Origin of the sequence: Burkholderia plantarii, from assembly GCF_001411805.1 — a bacterium.
Taxonomy (GTDB): domain Bacteria; phylum Pseudomonadota; class Gammaproteobacteria; order Burkholderiales; family Burkholderiaceae; genus Burkholderia; species Burkholderia plantarii.
Window position 1 is genome coordinate 3,789,168 of sequence record NZ_CP007212.1, and the last position, 19,114, is coordinate 3,808,281.

Genomic DNA, 19,114 nt, shown 5'->3' on the forward strand with positions numbered 1-19,114 from the left:
CAACGCTCACGCGGGCTGCACGGCCGCGCCGCCGCCGGCCGGCGGCAGGCGCGTCGACATCTGCTGCGCGTAGCGCGCGGCCGAGCTGCCGCAGACGATGTGGAACGTGTCGGTCGACACCCAGGCCACGTCCACGCTCGCGAGCCGGTCGCGATCAACGGCCGACGGATCGCGTACCACCACGCGCAGCCGCGTGGCCGCGACCGCGTCGAGCGACACCACGTTGGTCGCGCCGCCGAACACGGCGAGCCAGCGCATCGGATCGGGATCGAGCGGGCCGGCCTCGCCGGCCGGCACCGCCGCCGCTGCCGGCGTGGTGGCCGGAGCCGGAGCCGCCGCCACGGCCGCGCCGCTGCCGATCGCGCTGCGGATCTCGTCGGCGATCAGGTCCGCCTCCGGCCCGATGATCACCTGCACGCTGCTGCCGCCGCGCTTGAGCACGCCGCGCGCGCCGATCGCCTTCAGGTTCGCCTCGGAGACCTGCTCCGGATCGACCACCGACAGACGCAGCCGCGTCGTGCAGGCGTCAACCACCGTCAGGTTCGCCGCGCCGCCGAGCGCCGCGATGTAGCGCACCGCGCGCGGCGCCGCCGCCCCGCCCGCGACCTGCGCCGCAGCGAAACCACCGGCCGCGCCCGCCACACCACCGAGGCTGCCCGCGGCCGGCGGCACGTCGCCGGCCGGCTCGCGGCCCGGCGTGGCCATGTTGAACTTGCGGATGAAGAAGCGGAACAGCCCGTAGTAGGCGACCGCGTAGGCGAGGCCGAGCGGGATCGCGATCCAGCCCTTCGTCGAGAGCCCGTAGTTCAGCACGTAGTCGATCGCACCGGCCGAGAACGTGAAGCCGAGCTTCACGCCGAGCAGCTGGCAGATCGCGAGCGAGAGCCCCGTCAACACCGCGTGGATCACGTACAGCACCGGCGCGAGGAACATGAAGCTGAATTCGATCGGTTCGGTCACGCCGGTCAGGAACGAGGTCAGCGCCATCGAGAACAGCAGGCCGCCCACCACCGCGCGGCGCTCCTTGGGCGCCTCGTGGAACATCGCCAGGCACGCGGCCGGCAGGCCGAACATCATGATCGGGAAGAAGCCCGCCATGAAGCCGCCCGCGGTCGGGTCGCCCGCGAAGAAACGGTGCAGGTCGCCCGTCACCGCCGCGCCGCCGCCGGGCGGCGTGAAGGTGCCGAACACGAACCAGGCGAGCGAGTTGATGATGTGGTGCAGCCCGGTGACGAGCAGCAGCCGGTTCAGGAACCCGTACACGAACGCGCCGATCGCGCCCGCCGTGGTCAGCCAGTGGCCGGCCGCGTCGATCACGTTCTGGATCGGCCCCCAGATGTAGCCGAACACGATCCCGAGCACCACGCAGACCAGGCCTGTCACGATCGGCACGAAGCGCTTGCCGCCGAAGAACGCCAGGTAGTCCGGCAGCTTGATGTCCTTGTAGCGGTTGTAGAGCAGCCCCGCCACGATGCCGGCAATGATCCCGGACAGCACGCCCATGTTCAGCTTCGGGTCGATGTCCTTCATGATCGCGGTTTCGATCAGGTAGCCGATCGCGCCCGCGAGCGCCGCGACGCCGTTGTTGTCCTTCGCGAAACCGACGGCCACGCCGATCGCGAACAGGAGCGGCAAGTTGTCGAACACCGCGCCGCCCGCGTCGGCGATCATCTTGATGTTGAGCACATCGGACTGGCCCAGCCGCAGCAATATGCCCGCCACGGGCAATACCGCGATCGGCAACATCAGCGCCCGTCCCAGGCTCTGTATTTTCAGAAACGGATTCCCGTCCATTCAGACCTCCAAATCGTCTCGTCTTTCGTTGTTGATGTGTTGATGTTGCGTGAGGGAACTACACGACGCGAATCCGGGCCCGCTACCGCTCACGGCTGCGGCCAGATTTCACGACTGGCCGCCCGCACCGCCTGCGCGGATTCGAGCGACAACAGATCCTGCGCGCGCTGCCGGCACAGCGCGTAGTCGAGGCCGCGCACGCGCGCCTTGATGCCCGGCACCGACACCGGATCGACCGACAGCTCGGTGATGCCGAGGCCGATCAGGATCGGCACGGCGAGCGGATCGCCGCCGAGCGCGCCGCATACGCCCACCCACTTGCCATGCTTTTCGGCGCCGCGCACGGCCACCTCGATCAGGCGCAGCACGGCCGGATGCAGCCCGTCGGCGAGCGCCGCGAGATCGGCCTGGCCGCGGTCCATCGCGAGCGTGTACTGGGTCAGGTCGTTGGTGCCGATCGAGAGGAAATCGGCGTGCTGCGCGAGCTGGTCGGCGAGCAGCGCGGCGGACGGCACCTCGATCATCACGCCGACCTCGATCGGCTCGCTGCGGCCGGCCTCGCGCGCGAAGCCGTCGATGCGCTCGCGAATCCGCACCAGCTCGCCGACGTCGGTGACCATCGGCAGCAGGATCCGCACCGCGCCGAGCGGCTGCACGGCGAGCAGGCCGCGCAGCTGGTCGTCGAGCAGGTCGGGGCGCAGCTGCGCGAGGCGGATGCCGCGCAGGCCGAGCGCCGGGTTCGGCTCGGGCGGCAGCGTCAGGTAATCGACTTCCTTGTCCGCGCCGACGTCGAGCGTGCGGATGATCGCGGTGCGCCCCTGCAGCGCGTCGACGATCGACTGGTAGCTGTCGCGGTGCTCGTCGGTGGTCGGCGCCGCCTGGCGGTGGATGAACAGCAGCTCGGTGCGCAGCAGGCCGACCGCGTCGGCGCCGTTCTCGACGGCCGTCCTCGCGTCGTCGAGCGTCGCGATGTTGGCGGCCACCTCGATGCGGCGCGCGTCGGCCGTCACGGCCGCCTCGCCCGACTGGCGCCGGTTCGCCTCGCGCACGCCGGCCAGGCGCTGGCGTTCGAGCCGCGCGCGTTCGACGTCGAGCGCGGTCGGCGCGTGTTCGAGCCGGCCGGCGGTGGCGTCGACCACCACCTGGGTCTGCTCGGGAATCGCGAACAGCGCGTCGCCGACCGCCACCAGCGCCGGGATGCCGAGCTGGCGCGCGATGATCGACGCGTGCGAGGTGGCGCCGCCGCGCGCCATCACGAGCGCGGTCACGCGCTGGCGGTCGAGCGACGAGAGGTCGGACGGCGTGAATTCCTCGGCGGCGAGCACCGCTTCCTCGGGCAGCTCGCGCGCGACGCCGGCGGTCAGGCCGAGCGCGCGCAGCACGCGCTTGTCGATGTCGCGAAGATCGGCCGCGCGCTCGGCGAGCAGCGGATCGTCGAGCTTGCCGAGCACCGCGATCTGCGCGCGGATGGTCTCGCGCCACGCGTGGCCGGCGCTCTTGCCGAGGCTGATCAGGTCGCGCGCCGCATCGATCAGCGCCGGATCCTCGAGCAGCACGCGATGCACGGCGAAGATCCCGGCCTCGCCCACCGCGCCGCGCTGCGAGGCGCTGCGCACGGTGTGCTCGAGTTCCGCGTCGACGGCCGCGAGGGCGTTGTCGAGCAGGCGGCTCTCGGCCGCCGGCGTGCCGCTCGCGAGTTCGGGCGGGTTCAGCTCGGCCTCGTCCCAGCGCACCAGCTTGCCGACCGCGATGCCGGGCGCGGCGCAGACGCCGGCCAGCGTGTTCGGATCGAGCGCGGCGCCGTTCGCGTGCGGCATCCGGGGCACCGTGGGCGGCGCCTGGAACGCATGCGCGGCGCGCGTCTCGACCTCGCCGTGGGCGGCGCGCAGCAGTTCCTCGGCGATCGCGTCGACGGCCTGGGCCGCCTGCGGCCCCACGCCGACCAGCTCGATCACGGCGCCTTCGCCGGCACCGAGCGCGAGCAGCCCGACCACGCTCTCGATCGCCGCGCGCCGTTCGCCGAAATGGACGTGGACGCGCGCGTCGAGCCCGCGCGCCGCTTCGCGCGCCCGCGCGGCCGGCCGCGCGTGCAGCCCGCCCGCGTGCGCGAGCGTGATCTGGCGGCGCGCTTCCATCGCGTCGGCGACGTCGCGCGCGGCGGCGGCCACCTCGGTCGAGGTCGCGCGCAGCGTGAGCAGCGGCGAGACGGCCGCGCGCACGAGCCCGCTGCCGGCGCGCTCGACGATCTCGAACGCGTCCGAATTGGCGATCGCCACCACCGACACGAGGCTCGGCGCGGCCTGCGCGACGAGGTCGGTATCGAACTCGACCAGCACGTCGCCGGGCTCGACGCGCGCGCCGGCCTCGACCTTCGGCGTGAAGCCGCGGCCGCTCAGCTCGACCGTGTCGATGCCGATGTGCAGCAGCACCTCGGCGCCCTCGGCGGTGGTGATGGTGACCGCGTGGCCGGTGCGCGCGAGGTGCGTGACGATGCCGGCGCACGGCGCGACGAGCCGGCCCTCGAGCGGATCGATGCCGATCCCGTCGCCGAACATGCCGCCCGAGAACACCGGATCGGGCACCTCGGCAAGCGGTACGACCGGCCCCGTCAGCGGCGCGAGCAGGACGAACTGGTCAGGGGATGCGTTCTTCAACTGGGACTCCTCGGCACGTCTCATCGTCTGTCTCGCGGCTCAATGTGTTTCGGTGACTTTGTTCAGGTGGCGCGGCGCGTCCGGATCGCGCCCGCGCGCGACCGCCAGCTGCGCGGCCATCACGTAGAACGACAGGATCGCGGCGATCGGATCGAGCGCCGTGTGGGCGGCACGCGCGAGCGGCAGCATCGCGCCGGGCGTGCCTTCGGGCGCGGCCAGCAGCACCCGCGCGCCGCGCTGGCGCATGTCGGCCGCGAGCTGCAGCAGGCCGGCCTGCTCGGGGCCGGGCGGCGCGAACACCAGCAGCGGGTAGTCGCGGTCGATCAGCTCCATCGGGCCGTGCCGCACCTCGGCGCTCGAGAACGCCTCGGCCTGGATGCCGGAGGTCTCCTTCAGCTTCAGCGCGGCCTCCTGCGCGATCGCGAGGCCGAGCCCGCGGCCGATCACGATCATCCGCTCGACCTCGCGCAGCTCGTCGATCGCCGCGGTCCAGTCGAGCAGGCCGGCGCCCGCCAGCGTCTCGGGCAGCGCGCGCAGGCCCGTCATCAGCGCCGCGTCGCGCTGCCAGAGCGCCACGATCTGCGCCGACATCGACAGCATCGCGATATAACTCTTGGTGGCGGCCACCGACAGCTCGGGACCGGCCTCGACCGGCAGCGCGTATTCGCAGGCGTCGGCGAGCGGCGACGGCAGCACGTTGACGGCCGCCACCGTCAGCGCGCCGGCATCGCGAAGCGCGGTGAGGGTGTTGACGAGGTCGGGGCTCTTGCCCGACTGCGAGAAGCCGATCGCGAGCTGGCCGCGCACGCGCAGCGGCGCCTGCTGCAGCGTCGCCACCGACATCGGCAGCGAGGCCACCGGCACGCCGAGCCGGCTCATCGTCAGGCTCGCGAAATAGCTGGCGGCGTGGTCCGAGCTGCCGCGCGCGACCGTCAGCACCACCTGCGGCGGCGCGGCGAGCAGGCGCCCGGCGAGCGCCTCGACGCGCGAGGTATCGGCCAGTTGCGCGGCGACCACGCGGGACGCTTCGCGCGCCTCTTCAAGCATATTCGACAATCGATTCTCCTTCGACGTAGGTCGCGCTCAGATTCAGGTCGCGATCGAACACGGCGATGTCCGCCCAGGCACCGCGCGCGAGGCGGCCGCGGTCCTCGAGACCGAGATAGTCGGCCGCGTAGCGCGACATCCGGTTCGACACGTCGGCGATCGGCAGCCCGATCGACACCAGGTTGCGGAACGCCTGATCCATCGTCAGCGTGCTGCCGGCCAGCGTGCCGTCGGCCAGCCTCACGCCGCCCAGGCACTTGGTGACGTGCTGGCTGCCGAGCCGGTATTCGCCGTCGGGCATGCCGGTGGCCGAGGTGCTGTCGGTCACCACGTACAGGCGCGGAATCGCGCGCAGCGCGGCGCGGATCGCGCCCGGGTGGACGTGCAGCAGGTCGGGGATGATCTCCGCGTACTCGGCGTGCGCGAGCGCGGCGCCGACCAGGCCGGGATTGCGGTGGTGCAGCGGCGACATCGCGTTGAACAGATGGGTGAAGCCGCAGGCGCCGTGCTTGAGCGCGGCGACGCCGTCCTCGTAGGTGGCGAGCGAATGGCCGAGCTGCACGCGCACGCCGCGCGCGGCCATCTCCGAGATGATCTCGATGTGGCCGGCGATCTCGGGCGCGAGCGTGACCACGCGGATCGGCGCGATCGCGAGATAGCGCAGCACCTCGTCGAGCGCGGCCGACACGGCCGCGTCGGGCTGCGCGCCAAGCTTGCCGGGGTTGATGTAGGGGCCTTCGAGATGCACGCCGAGCACGCGCGCGCAGCCCGGCGTGCGGTTGCGCGCGCGCTCGCCGAGCTGCGCGACCACGTTCATCAGTTCGTCGCGCGGCGCCGTCATGGTGGTCGCGAGCAGGCTGGTGGTGCCGTAGCGGGCATGGGTCCGGCCGATCGTCTCGATCGCGTCGCCGCCCTCCATCACGTCGGCGCCGCCGCCGCCGTGGACGTGCAGGTCGATGAAGCCCGGCACGATGTACGGCGCGTCGTTCTTCGACGGATCGACGGCGTGCCCCGACAGCGCGGTGATCCGGCCATTGCCGAACTCGATCGTGCCGTGGCGCCAGCCTTCGGCGGTCAGTAGGTTTCCGGTCAGCATCTCGTTCACTTGTATCCGGGTCATGCGGGTTGCGAGAGGAAGCCGGCCGGCGGGCGCCGATGGACATGGCACCGATGCCTCGATGACGGCGGCTGATTAACGGGACAGCGCGGCGGCGCGGCGGGTTCCAGCACGCCCACGCGACGCGATTCGCGTCCCGTCGCCACGGCGGGCCGACGGCGAAGTCGGAGCGAGTCCGCCGAGGCGCGGCGCCTGCGTCGCGCCGGCGGGCTGCTCGTGCCGACCCGGCCGACCCAGCCGAAGCGAGCCGATTATATAACCAAACTAATACCAGTCAATTTTAACTTCGGCGGTGAACGCATCCTCCGAAATGCCGCGCCGCTCGCGTGTTTTAGTTGAAGTAACGCTTTGTTTACGGGGTTTTTTCGGTTCGGTATTTACCCCGATACGGTGTCCGGGGCACGATGCGAACGCGGCCGGCGGAGGCGCCATGCCGGTCGGCAACCATACCTGCATAGAACCAGTTGGTCGTACTGGTATCGACGGACGGAGTCGATGCGCCGTCGCGAAGCCGGCTGGCCGTCCGGACCGGCGTGGCGACGCCGCGCCGGATTTCGATCGCGAGCGCCCGACGGCGCGCGGCACGCCACGGCAAACTCGCCGCACGCGGGCGGCCCCATCGTGCGCCCCGTCGGCCGGCTAGTACGCGCCCGTCAACAAGCGGCCGGCATTCGGCACCCGCGCCTGCAGCCCGAGCGTCTTGAGCATCCGGTGAACAGTCGACGCGGCGGCCGACGACACCGGCTTGCCGAGGCGGTCCTCCACCGGCTGGATGGCCGGCAGCGACGGCATCTGCACGCAGGCGGACAGCACCACGGCATCGGCCTCGAGGCTGTCGGGCCGAGCCGCATGGCCGGACAGGTCGTGCGGATCGAGGCGCCCAACCGCCAGATTGTCCGCCACCTCGAGGCTGATCGAATCGGTGACCTCGATGTCCTCGCTTTCGATGTAATCGATCACCTCGCGGGTCAGCGGCTTCATGTACGGCGTGACGATGGCGACGCGCCGGGTGCCGGGCGCGTGGATGCCCTCGACCAGCGCGCCGGCGGAGCTCAGGATCGGCGTCGGCGCGCCGCTCTGCTCGACCACGCCGCGCAGACGCGCCTCCGACACGCGGTGATAGCCGGCCCCCTGCGCCATGATGGCGACGAGGCCCGCGTAGGCCGGCACGTCGCAACGCGCATCGCTCGGTTCGAGCACGCGGCGGTCGTCCTGCTCGGCCATCTTCGCGAGTTCGTCGGCCGTGACGTGCATCATGCGCATGCGTGCCGCATGAAACGTGAAGCGCTCGTCTGGAAAGCATTCGCGGCGCGCGTTCAGCATCGCCGGAATTTCCGTTTCCCTCGTCGTGTTGGACCTCGGCACGATCTGGCCGATCGGGTAGGTGGCCATGGTGTTTCCTCGAAAGTTGGGAGCGGCGATCGAGGCGCACGGCCGTCACGCGATGGTCGGCGATCCTATGTGTCGTCGCGACGATCGCGCGTCGCATCCGGATCCGATCGGCCACGCCGGCCGGCTCGACCCGCGTCATGTCAAGACGATGCCAGGGGAGCGGCGCGCCGCTGTACAACAGCGATTGGGCAGCCTGCCATCGCGAACCGTTACGACGGCCGGTCGGCGTCGGCGTCGGCGTCGGCGTCGGCGCGGGCGCGGGCGCGGGCGCGGGCGCGGGCGCGCAAATGATCGAGGAACAGCCGTGCCGCAGCCGACAGGGCGTCGGCCAGGCGCACGCCCACCGCCGGCTCGCGCCGGGCCCACGGTTCGTCGAGCGCGAGCAGCCGCGTCGCGGGCGGCCGGCAGGCCTTCGCACTGGCGCGCGGCAGGATGCCGATGCCCGCGCCGGCGCGCACCATCGCGCACGACGCATCGCGGGACGCCGCCTCCACCCTGCCGCGCGGCGTCCTGCCGGCCCGGCTCGCGGCGCCGAGCATCTGGAAACGCAGATGGGTGCCCGAGCAGGGCACCACGTGCTCGTGGTCGAGCGTCTCGGCGAAGGACACGCGCCGCCGGCCTGCGAGCGGATGACGCCCGGGCACGACGACGATCAGCTCGTCGGCCCCGAACGCATGCATCTCGACGTCGGCGTCATGCGGCAGGCGCGTGACGACGCCGATGTCGGCGGCGTTCCGCGCGACGGCCTCGGTGATCGCGACGCTGCGCGAACGCACGCATCGAGGCGCCGGGCGGGCCGTGGCCGACGCACTCAAGGCAAGGCGTCCGATTCATCGCCGTCGCCGCGTACCAGCCGCCCGACCTCGGCGAAGACCGGCTGCGCCAGCTCGGCCGGCACCCCCCAGTAATCGAAGATGCCGCCGGCGGCGCTGTTCTGGCCGCACGTCACGAACACGCCGGTGCCGAAGCGGCGCTTGAGGTGGGTGGCGAGCCAGCCGACGAAGCCGCTGTTGTCGGCGCCTTCGGGAAAGTGGAAGCGGAACACGCCGAAGCGTTCGTGACCGGCCTCCTCGCCCGGAACCAGCTGGCTCCATACCTGGTCGTCGCGCACCAGCGCGAGCGCGTCGGCCCGGGCCGCGGCGGGAAAACGATCCAGCGGGAATTCGTCGAACCGGTAACTGCCGGGATAGACGACCAGCCGCGCCTCGGTGATCACGCGGCGCAGGCGCTGCTCGGTCAGTTCGGCGGTTTCGTGTGAAATATCGACCATCGGAAATCTCTCGAAAGACGGGAACCACGATCATCTCGTTGCGCATGCAACGAACGATGGCACCCCGTCGTGACGAGCGCGCCGCCGTGACGATCGGCTGACGGCAATCTATCACCCGCCACCTTCGAGGGGCTTCGATAATTCCGAAGACCGACTTCGGGTTTATCGAAGCCGCTCTCCAGCGCGAGCCGGTGCCGGCCGCGCGCGTTTCACGCGTGGCCGATCTGGTCGCGCACCGCTTCCAGCACGAGTTCGACGAGCCGCTCGACGGCGGCGCCGGCGGCGCCGTCGGCCCGATACAGCGTGAGCGGCATGCGCGGCAGCGCGGGCAGGCCGAGCGCGGCGCGATCGAGCACCTCCACGCCGCGCGGGACCGCGACGACGGTGCGCACGGCCAGCCCGAGCCCGGCTTCGGCGGCCGCCCACAAGCCCGACAGGCTCGGCGTCGAGAACACCACGTGCCAGGCGATGCCCGCCCCGTCCAGCGCGGCGATGGCGGCCGCGCGGAACGGGCACGGCGGTTCGAACGCGATCAGCGGCAGCGAGGCCGCCTTCAGCGACCCGACGTCGAGCAGGTCCGGGCGGCCGATCCAGGCCATCGGCACGTCCGCGATGGGCGAGGCATGCGGAGCCGGGCCGCCGTCGTTCCAGGCAAGCGCGACGTCGAGGCCGCCCCGCAGGGTCTTTTCCTTCAGCGGCGCGCTGCGCTCGACATGCATCTCGACGCGCACCTTCGGATGCGCCCGCGTGAAACGCCCCAGCACGCCGGGTAGGAAGGTGTCGGCAAAGTCCTGCGGCATGCCGAGCCGGACCCATCCTTCCAGCTCGGCGCCGCGCACCTTGTCGACGGCCTCGTCGTTGAGTTCGAGCAGGCGCTGCGCATATCCGAGCAGCGCCTCGCCCGCGGTGGTCAGCGCCAGGCCCCGGCCCGATCGCTGCACCAGTTGCGCGCCGATCTGATCCTCCAGTTTCCGCAGCTGGGTACTCACGGCCGACTGGGAACGCCCGAGCCGCTCGGCGGCGCGCGCGAAGCTGCCGAGCCGGAAACCGAGCACGAAGGTGCGCAGGACGTCCATGTCGAGATTGGGTCGGATGGCCATGTACGGGATCGCCTGCGGTGGGAGCGGAATGCGCCACGATTATGGCATGGCGGATCGCGGCGTCCGGCGCACGCGCCGCGCCTCTCACGCCGCGGTCATGGCCGAGCGCGGCGGCATCGCGCGCGCCGCCGCGACGGCTGTTCCATTCGACCGCGCCGCGCGGATGCCATCGCGCGCGACGGGATTGGCCGGCAGTCCGCGCAGGTGGCCATGCGCTGCCTCCGGCACCACGAGGCGCCGGGATCGTCCGGCGTCGTCGAGGCATGCGACCGGCGCGACGACACGCGGTACGCGCACCTCGCCCGCACCACGGCGGCGGACCGGCGGACCGGCGCGACCGGCGCCGCGCGCTTCGCGGCCGCATTCGCCGCTTCGCCTTTCGTCTCGAAACGCGATGGCGCGTCCCTACCATGCTCGATGACATGGGCGAGTTCGCCCCAGACCCGAACCATCGACCCACCATGGCCCGTGAGCGGCCGTGAAGCGGGCATGCTCCGTCGTCGGCTCGCACCGGGATCGTGCAGACACGCCGCGCCGTCCGGCGCCGGCACGGAACCCGGCGAAGCGACGCGCCGGCCGCCCGCGCCCAGCTGGAGCCTGCCATGAAGCCAACGAGCATCAATTCGCGTCGCGCGCACACCGAACCGGACGAGGAGCGCCCGGCTCCGGCACCGCTTCAGGACCTCGAGCGCCGCGCCCGCGCGAGCACGGCCCTGCCCGAGGGGCTGCGCAACCTCGTCGACAAGGCGACCGCCCGCAAGCAGACCGCGAGCGCGAGCGGCCTCGGCGACAGCGAGCTGGCACTGGCGGCCCGCAATCCGAACCTGAACGGGCGCGGCGCGCGCGCGCTGCATCGCGAAGCGACACAGCGGCAGGCCGCGACCCACGCGCCCGCTGAGGCGTCCGCCGATACCGCCACCGGCACGCCGCCACCGCCGCTGCGCACCTCGCGCCTGCCGAACGCGATGCGCGCGGCGCTCGACCGGCACACGGCGCGCTCGCAGATCGCCGAGACCGCCGGGCTTGGCGATGCGGAACTGGCGCGCCGGCTCGCCGATCCGGCCACGCGGTCGAAACGCGAAGTGCGCGCGCTGCAACGCGAGTCCGCGCAACGGCAGGCCGCGGCCCCCGATGCGACGAGCACGCCCGGCACCGTGGGCGACGCCGCGCCCGCCGATGCAGGCATCCGGCTCGACGCGCCCGCGGCGATCGAAGCGCCCGCGCCCGCCGCCGTCGCGCTGCCCACTGGCGCCGTGATCGATATGGAACAGGGCGGCCTCGACGTCGCGCACCTGCAGCAGACCGTCGCCGCGCTGGCCGCGGCGCTGCCCGAGATTCCCGCGTCCGCCGCCGGCACGCGCCTGCGCGAGCGGCTCGCCAGCGAACTCGCCGGGATCGGCACGGTCGCCGCGGACTCCGGCCTGCGCCCGGACCAGCGCGGCCTCGCGATCCGCGACGGCTTCGCCCGCGCGTCGCGCGCCGCGCGCGTGCTGGCGCGCTACCTCGACCGCGATCACGCGAACCACGGCAATGCCGCCGGCGGCGTGCCGGCGCGGGAACGGGCCATGTCGTACTTCCTGCTCGCCGGCCTGATGACGGAGCTCAAGCGCATCCACCTGAGCGCGGCGGCGCCCGACCTGATGGCGCACTACGCCGAGCGCGAGGTCGCGCGGCTCGAACGCGTCGCGCCCGGCATCAGCCAGGGCGTGTCCGGCCCGAACGTCGCGACCAGTACCGGCGCGAGCCTCGAATACTCGGTCGGCGTGGGCCACGTCGGCGGCAGCGCGTCGGCCGGCCGGACCTTCTTCTCCGACGACGATCGCGACATCGATTTCTGGACCTCGTACAGCGTCGCGCTGCAGGGCGGCATCGGCAGCAAGATCGCGAACTGGGCCGCGCGCCTGAACGGCCAGGCCGCGTACTCGGCCGGCGGCACCTACTTCGAGCATGACGACCTGCGCGAGCTCGTGAAGCTGGTGGCCAACATGGACGCGAACCGCTCGTGGATCACCTCGTCCGGCCCGAAGACGCGCAAGCTCGTCCACGGCTGGGAACACTTCAAGGACAAGGTCTCGCAGGGCCTCAACCGCAACTACGTGCCGGCGCCGGAGCGGCCGTACTTCCTGACCGACCGGAAGCTCGCCAAGGGCTTCAACGGCGTGAAGACCGCGCTGCTTGCCATGGCGCTCGACGAGCAGCAGCGCGCCCACGGCGACGCGCCGGTGTTCGATGCGATCGTCGCGCAGGCCTACCCCGCCACCGGCGACGTGCTGCGCCGGCGTATCGCCGACCGGCAGCCGCTGCCGCCCGCGCCGCGCCGCGACGTGCCCGACTCGGTGGCCTACGCGGACCGCCGCGTGGCGTTCCGCGAGGCGACGCTGGCCGTCGACGGCAGCCTCGGCCGCGCCACGGACGGCAGCCCGAACCTCGGCGCGGGCGGCACGTTCGACCTGCTCGCGCGCGGCGACCTGCTGCAGTTCTTCACCGAGACGGCCAACGCCCCGCACCAGATCCTCGATCCGGCGCATCACAAGGACTTCCGGGCGACCCTCGCGCTGCACCAGCGGCTCGACGCCCGCTGCGGCGGCGCCACGCCGCCCGCGCTGCGGCTCTACGACCTGATGCGCCGGCGCCTGCAGGGCGCGGCCGGCGACGAGGCGATGCCCGCCATGGCGGCGCCCGTGCGCGAACTGTACGGCGACGAGGCGTCGATCCCCGCGCAGTTCCGCAACGCGATCGCCGAACCCTCGGTGGCGCAGCTCGAGCGCGCCGCGGCCGAGGCGGACGGGCTCGGTCATCTCTACCTGAACTTCATCGAGGATGCCGCCACGCTGCTCGCGCGCAGCGACCGCGCGCTGCCGCGGCCGGCGCGCGAGCAGCTGGACGCGCTGCGCGGCGAGGCGTTCGAGCGGATCAACGCGGAGGTCTGGCACGGCGGCTACTCGCGCGCCGACGCGCTGGCTCGCCCCGAGCGCTTCGTGGCGGCCAGCCAGGCCAGCATCAGCCTCGCGCTCGGCGCGGTGGGCACGCACATCGGCATCACCAAGGAGCGCCTCTCGCACGGCGACGTGGCCCACGCGCAAGCCGCGCAGCAGGCCGACCGCGGCTATGCGGAGGCGCGCGAGCTGCTCGACCGCCTCTATCTGCCGATGAAGAAGCACGACGTGCAGAAGAACGGCCCGCTCAAGGAGCAGGCGCTGTGGCAGCGCTGGGACGTGCTGGTGCGCGCCACGGCCTCGGGCGGCGCGGAAATCAACGCGCTCGGCGCGCTGCTCGGCCATTGGCAGAAGTCGCTCGGGCCGGTCAGCATCGCCAGCGACACGGGCGGCCTGACGCTCTCGGCCGAGGCGAAATTCCTCTACGCCGACCACCAGATCAACCCGAGCCGGGTCGGCAAGTTCTGGCAGATCACGCTCACCGCGAACGGCGGCAAGCCGCTCGCCGGCGCGGCGCTGCAGGCGGCGGTGCGCGGCGCGGTCGGCCGGCTCAACGAGGCGCTCGCCACCGACCAGCCGAAGATCGACAGCGCCGAAATCGCGCGGCAGATGCAGGGGCTCGTGTTCGACGCCTCGGAAGGCAGCTCGATCGTGATGAAGTTCCGGCAGCCGCCGGGGCTCGGCGTGCGCTCGACGCATCTGCAGTACGTGCGCGTGCTCAACAACCAGAATGCCGGCCTCAACCTCTCGGTGACGGTGCCGACCCACGTCGGCATGTTCACGCCGGGCATCTCGCATACCGACTCGTCGCAAGGCTTCGAAGGCGAGATCATGGGCTCGGACCTCAGCTACCTGATGCTGCAGCATCCGAAGCTCGCCGCGCTGCTCGATCATCCGGACGCGGCCACGCCGGCCGGGCTCGCGGCGCGCTTCGACGCGCATCCGCGCGTGCGCAACGGCTACTTCGCCACGGCCTCGACGATCGTCGACACGGTGCAGCGCTATGCCGAGTTCCTCGACGCGAAGGCCCGCGCGGCGCAGGACGGCACGCCACTCGAGGACGCGCCGAAGACCAACGAGTTCTTCCGCTACTACGCGTCGGCGCCGTTCCGGCGCGTGGCCGAAACGGCGCGTCAGGTACAGCGCCACGCGCCGGGCTCGACGGCGGCGGGCGCGCCGCTAGCCGCGGCCGGCGCGCTCGACGAGGACGTGAGCCTGGACGGCATCGATCTCGCGGCGGCGCGGGCGCGCCTCGAGGGCGCGAAGTCGATCCGCGAACGCACGGCTTACCTGTGCGGCGAAGGACGGCCGCTGCTGGACGCGTTCGCGGCGATCGTCGGGCGGACCCGCGAAGTCAACGCCAGTGCGATGTTCCATGCCGAGTCGCGCAACATCGGCTTCCAGGCGGTGATGCGCGAGGCGTAGACCTCGCGGGAGACGCGTCGGGCCGGCGATTGCCGTGGATTCGACGTGAAGCGCTAGAACATGTCGTCCGCGATCGGCCGCGGGCTCATGCCGCCGCCCGGCACCGTAACGCTCACGCTCTGGTAATGGAGATCGCCATCGGTGGCATATTCCCGAAGGCCGATGCGCTCGGTCCTGAAGGTGCCGCCGTCGTCCAGCTGCCGGTAGTGCAGATCGTAGCGGCCGGGCGTGAGCGCCTGCAGCCGGAACGACCGGCCGGCCGGGATGAAGAACTGGCGAACCACCGCCGGCCCCGTCGCCTCGTCGACGCGGATCAGCTTGCCGTACACGTCGAACGGATTGCCGGCGTTGTCGATCGTGATGTCCGAATGGCCCTCGTTCGCCGACACCGGATAGCCGCTCAGATAGGCCGCCCGCTCCGGCCACGCCAGCCCGTTGGGCGCGAACGCGGGACGGACGTAGCGCGGGCCGTCCTTCGTCAGGGGAATGGCGCCTGGCGACGGTGGCGTGTACGACCCGGCCGGAGTCTCGACCGGCGGCGGCGCGCCGCCCTCCACCTTGTCCGGCGCACGCGCCTGCTTCGACAGCGCGCTGATGCCCAGCCAGGCGATCACGCCGATCAGCAGCCAGGCACGCAGCGGCACGCTCCCCAGCCTGCGCCGGCCCGGGCCGGTTCGCGTCGGCGGCGGGCGCTGGGGGCGGGCCGCGGCGGCGGGAGGTTCGGGCGCGCGCGCCGCGGACGCGTCGCGACGCGCGGCATGCGCCGCCTCGCGCTCCTTTCTCGCCAGCCAGTCGTCATGATCGGCGCGCGCGGCCGGATCGCCGAGCACGTCATAAGCGGCATTGATGATCTTGAAGATCTGCGCGGCCCGCGGGTCGCGATTGCGATCGGGATGGTACTTCTGCGCGAGACTTTTATAGGCGGCGCGAATCACCTCGGGAGGCGCATCGCGCGATACCTTCAGATTGTCATAATGACTGTGGACTTTCATCCATTTCCCCGACACGACGGCACGAGTGGTTCGCCACCCGTGGCGGCGTCCATCTTACCGCACGCGATCGGCCGCGCCACCGGACCGGTCAAGCCGCCGCGCCTCGGTCGAAACCTCGACGAAACCTCAATGAAACTCGCGGCTCGAGGTGCGCAGCCCGCCCAGCAGCGGCGTCAGGTCCTCCAGATACTGCGCGATCAGGTGCCGGACCTCGTTCTCGCTCTGCCACACGCCGTACACGGCCAGCAGCCGCGCATCGAGAATCTCGCGACGCTGCCGCTCGATCAGCTCGCGCCGCACGATCACGTTCACGCTGCCGGTCTCGTCCTCCAGCGTGACGAACAGCGTGCCCTTCGCGGTGCCCGGCATCTGCCGCGCGGTGACGATCCCGCAGGCGCGCGCGAGCCGCTTGTTGCGGTGGACGCTCAACTCCTCGGCCGAGGACAGCCGGCGCGCGCGCAGCGCGTCGCGCAGCAGCGCCACCGGATGCCGGTTCAGCGTCAGGCCGATGGTGCGATAGTCGGCGAGGATGTCGTCGGCCTCGGACGGCGCGCCGAACGCCGGCTTCACCGGTTCGTCGATCGGCGCGGCGGCCAGCAGGTCGCGCGACGGCGCCGCCGCCACCGCCTGCCAGAGCGCGTCGCGCCGGTTGCCGGCGAGCGTCGCGAACGCGTTCGCGGCCGCCAGCGCCTCCAGCTCGCGCCGCTCCAGCCGCGCGCGGCGCGCCAGGTCGTCGACGCTCTCGAACGGCCGCGCGGCGCGCGCCGCCTCGATGCGCAGCGCGGCCTCGCGGCCCAGCCCGGCCACCAGCGCCATGCCGAGCCGCACCGCCGGCCGGCCCGCGGGCGGCGGCTCGCCGGGCAGCGCTTCGAGCGAGGCATCCCAGCCGCTCGCCGTCACGTCGATCGGCCGCACCGTCACGCCGTGCCGCTTCGCGTCCTGCACCAGCTGCGCGGGCGGATAGAAGCCCATTGGCTGGCTGTTCAGCAGCGCCGCGAGGAAGATCGCCGGCTCGTGGCACTTGAGCCAGCTGCTCGCGTAGACGAGGATCGCGAAGCTCGCCGCATGGCTCTCCGGAAAGCCGTATTCGCCGAAGCCCTTGATCTGCTCGAAGATCTGGTCCGCGAACTTCTCCGGATAATCGCGCGCGCGCATGCCCGCGACGATCCGCTCGCGATACTTGCCGAGATCGCCCTTGCGCTTCCAGGCCGCCATCGCGCGGCGCAGCTCGTCGGCCTCGCCCGGCGTGAAGCCGGCCGCGATGATCGCGATCTGCATCACCTGCTCCTGGAAGATCGGCACGCCGTTCGTGCGTTCGAGCGCCGGCTTCAGGTCCTCCTTCGGATACTCGACGGGCTCGAGCCCCTGCCGGCGCCGCAGGTACGGATGCACGGCACCGCCCTGGATCGGCCCCGGCCGCACGAGCGCCACCTCGATCACGAGGTCGTAGTAGCAGGCGGGCTTCAGGCGCGGCAGCATCGACATCTGCGCGCGCGACTCGATCTGGAACACGCCCACCGTGTCGGCGCGCGAGATCATCGCGTAGGTCGCCCCGTCGCCTTCCTCGATGTCGGCGATCCGCATGCGCGTGCCGCGCCACGCCTCGACGAAATCGAACGCGCGATGCAGCGCGGTCAGCATGCCGAGCCCGAGCACGTCCACCTTCATGAGCCCGAGCGCCTCGAGATCGTCCTTGTCCCACTGGATCACGCGGCGCCCCTCCATCGCCGCGTTCTCGATCGGCACGAGCCGCGTGAGCTTGTCGCGGCTGATCACGAAGCCGCCCGAATGCTGCGACAGGTGGCGCGGAAAGCCGAGCAGCCGCGATGCGAGTTCGGCCCAGGCGCGGATCAGCGGCACCTCGGGATCGAGCCCGACCGAGGCGAAGCGCGCGAGCAGGTCGGCACTGCCGTCGAACCAGCGGTGTCCCTTGGCGACGCGCTCGACCAGCACCGGATCGACGCCGAGCGCCTTGCCGGTCTCGCGCAGCGCGCCGCGCGGCCGGTAGGTGGAGACCGCCGCCGCGAGCGCGGTGCGATCCTTGCCGTATTTCCAGTAGATGTACTGGATCACTTCCTCGCGCCGCTCGTGCTCGAAATCGACGTCGATGTCGGGCGGCTCGCCGCGCTCCTTGCTGATGAAGCGCTCGAACAGCATGGTGCTACGCTGCGGGTCGACGGACGTCACGCCGAGGCAATAGCAGACCACCGAGTTCGCGGCCGAGCCGCGCCCCTGGCACAGGATGTCCTGCTCACGCGCGAACTTGACGATGTCGTAGACGGTCAGGAAGAACGGCTCGTATTCCATCTCGGCGATCAGCGCGAGCTCGTAGTCGATCCGCGCCAGCACGTCGGCCGGGACACCGTCGGGATGCGTCTCCTCCGGAAAACGCTTCAGCGCGCCGAGCCGGGTTTCCTGCGCCAGGTATTCGGTCGGCGTCATGCCCGCCGGCACGATCTCGCGCGGATATTCGTACTTCAGGTCGTCCATGTCGAAGCGGCAGGCGTCGAGCATCCGGCAGGTCTCGGCGATCGCCTCCTCCGGAAACAGTCGCGCGATGCGCCCGAGCCCGCGCAGGTGCTGCTCGGCGTTCGCGGCCAGCGCGTAGCCGCACTCGCCGACCGGCCGGCCGATCCGGATCGCCGTCATCAGGTCCTGCAGCGGCTTGCACGAGCGCACGTGCATCGTCACGTCGCCGAGCGCGACGAGCGGCATCGCGCGCCGCGCGCCGGCCGCCTCGATCGTCTCGCGATACACGCCGTCGAGCGAGCGCCCCAGCTGGACGAGGCCGAGCCGCGCGCGCTCGCCGAACTGCGCCGCGCACCACGCAAGCTGCGCGTCGAGCACGTCGGCGCGCACCGGATAGGCCGGCACCAGGATCGCGAAGCAGTCTGGCATGCCGCGCAGATGCGCGAGCTCGGGCGGCGGCGCGGCCAGCATGCGCGGCGTGAGCGTGTAGGTGCCTTTCGGCGCCGCCATGCGCCGCCACGAGATCAGCTCGGACAGGTTGCCGTAGCCCTCGCGATTGCGCGCCAGCAGCACGAGCCCGAACGCGCCGGGGCCGGGGTCGCCGCCCGGCGCGACGAGGTCGGGCGTCAGCGCGAAATACGCGCCGACGGCGAGCCGGAACGGCTCGGGCTGGTCGGCCGGCAATCCGCCCGCCGCCTTCCAGGCGGCTTCGAGTTCGGCGTTCTTCGCCTTCACGGCCACATGCATGCGCGGCGCGCCGGCGAGCGAGCATTCGTCGGTGACCGCGATGCCGCGATAACCAAGTTCGTGCGCGCGCGCGACGAGTTCGTCGGCCGACGACGCGCCGCACAGGAACGAGAAATTCGAGCGGCAGAACAGCTCAGCGTAGGCAGGCAGGGCCGACGGCATCACCATCGC

General features: G+C 71.9%; 11 protein-coding genes. 1 reads left to right on the plus strand and 10 read right to left on the minus strand.

Annotated elements, in window-relative coordinates:
• Positions 1-6: 6 nt before the first annotated feature.
• From nagE to bpln_RS16295, 8 genes are all read right to left on the minus strand, one after another.
• Positions 7-1,794, minus strand: a complete 1,788-nt coding sequence (gene nagE, locus bpln_RS16260) for an N-acetylglucosamine-specific PTS transporter subunit IIBC (protein WP_055139284.1) — start codon at positions 1,792-1,794, stop codon at positions 7-9.
• 89 nt (positions 1,795-1,883) lie between these two features.
• Positions 1,884-4,472, minus strand: a complete 2,589-nt coding sequence (gene ptsP / locus bpln_RS16265) for a phosphoenolpyruvate--protein phosphotransferase (RefSeq protein WP_042626762.1) — start codon at positions 4,470-4,472, stop codon at positions 1,884-1,886.
• 15 nt (positions 4,473-4,487) lie between these two features.
• On the minus strand, positions 4,488-5,495 hold the full coding sequence (locus bpln_RS16270) for an SIS domain-containing protein (protein WP_042626066.1): 1,008 nt from the start codon (positions 5,493-5,495) through the stop codon (positions 4,488-4,490).
• On the minus strand, positions 5,488-6,591 hold the full coding sequence (gene nagA / locus bpln_RS16275; RefSeq protein WP_042626763.1) for an N-acetylglucosamine-6-phosphate deacetylase: 1,104 nt from the start codon (positions 6,589-6,591) through the stop codon (positions 5,488-5,490). The genes bpln_RS16270 and nagA overlap by 8 nt, the downstream gene beginning before the upstream one ends.
• Positions 6,592-7,251: 660 nt before the next feature.
• Positions 7,252-8,004 (minus strand): maleate cis-trans isomerase family protein, encoded by a 753-nt coding sequence (locus tag bpln_RS16280; protein WP_055139285.1) that lies wholly within the window; start codon positions 8,002-8,004, stop codon positions 7,252-7,254.
• A gap of 209 nt (positions 8,005-8,213) precedes the next feature.
• On the minus strand, positions 8,214-8,780 hold the full coding sequence (locus tag bpln_RS16285) for a LysR substrate-binding domain-containing protein (protein ID WP_055139286.1): 567 nt from the start codon (positions 8,778-8,780) through the stop codon (positions 8,214-8,216).
• 35 nt (positions 8,781-8,815) lie between these two features.
• Positions 8,816-9,274, minus strand: coding sequence for a DUF6196 family protein (locus tag bpln_RS16290; RefSeq protein WP_055139287.1), 459 nt, complete (start codon positions 9,272-9,274; stop codon positions 8,816-8,818).
• A gap of 209 nt (positions 9,275-9,483) precedes the next feature.
• Positions 9,484-10,374, minus strand: a complete 891-nt coding sequence (locus tag bpln_RS16295; protein ID WP_042626068.1) for a LysR substrate-binding domain-containing protein — start codon at positions 10,372-10,374, stop codon at positions 9,484-9,486.
• Between the two features lie 602 nt (positions 10,375-10,976).
• Here bpln_RS16295 and bpln_RS16300 point away from each other — a divergent pair.
• Positions 10,977-14,735 carry a hypothetical protein gene (locus bpln_RS16300; protein WP_055139288.1) on the plus strand — a complete coding sequence of 1,253 codons (3,759 nt, stop codon included), beginning with the start codon at positions 10,977-10,979 and terminating at the stop codon, positions 14,733-14,735.
• Between the two features lie 53 nt (positions 14,736-14,788).
• Here bpln_RS16300 and bpln_RS16305 read toward each other — a convergent pair whose 3' ends face one another.
• Together bpln_RS16305 and bpln_RS16310 are read right to left on the minus strand one after the other, a co-directional pair.
• Complete coding sequence (locus bpln_RS16305) at positions 14,789-15,727, minus strand: J domain-containing protein (RefSeq protein ID WP_055139289.1); 939 nt, start codon at positions 15,725-15,727, stop codon at positions 14,789-14,791.
• Positions 15,728-15,853: 126 nt separating this feature from the next.
• Complete coding sequence (locus bpln_RS16310; protein WP_420807342.1) at positions 15,854-19,111, minus strand: error-prone DNA polymerase; 3,258 nt, start codon at positions 19,109-19,111, stop codon at positions 15,854-15,856.
• Between the last annotated feature and the right edge of the window lie 3 nt (positions 19,112-19,114).

Excerpts from the sequence above, each read along its gene's own strand:
- nagE (WP_055139284.1), bottom strand. The coding sequence starts at position 1,794 with ATGGACGGGAATCCGTTTCTGAAAATACAGAGCCTGGGACGGGCGCTG.
- bpln_RS16270 (WP_042626066.1), bottom strand. The coding sequence starts at position 5,495 with ATGCTTGAAGAGGCGCGCGAAGCGTCCCGCGTGGTCGCCGCGCAACTG.
- bpln_RS16310 (WP_420807342.1), bottom strand. The coding sequence starts at position 19,111 with ATGGTGATGCCGTCGGCCCTGCCTGCCTACGCTGAGCTGTTCTGCCGC.
- bpln_RS16280 (WP_055139285.1), bottom strand. The coding sequence starts at position 8,004 with ATGGCCACCTACCCGATCGGCCAGATCGTGCCGAGGTCCAACACGACG.
- bpln_RS16300 (WP_055139288.1), top strand. The coding sequence starts at position 10,977 with ATGAAGCCAACGAGCATCAATTCGCGTCGCGCGCACACCGAACCGGAC.
- bpln_RS16305 (WP_055139289.1), bottom strand. The coding sequence starts at position 15,727 with ATGAAAGTCCACAGTCATTATGACAATCTGAAGGTATCGCGCGATGCG.
- nagA (WP_042626763.1), bottom strand. The coding sequence starts at position 6,591 with ATGCTGACCGGAAACCTACTGACCGCCGAAGGCTGGCGCCACGGCACG.
- bpln_RS16290 (WP_055139287.1), bottom strand. The coding sequence starts at position 9,274 with ATGGTCGATATTTCACACGAAACCGCCGAACTGACCGAGCAGCGCCTG.
- bpln_RS16295 (WP_042626068.1), bottom strand. The coding sequence starts at position 10,374 with ATGGCCATCCGACCCAATCTCGACATGGACGTCCTGCGCACCTTCGTG.
- ptsP (WP_042626762.1), bottom strand. The coding sequence starts at position 4,472 with ATGAGACGTGCCGAGGAGTCCCAGTTGAAGAACGCATCCCCTGACCAG.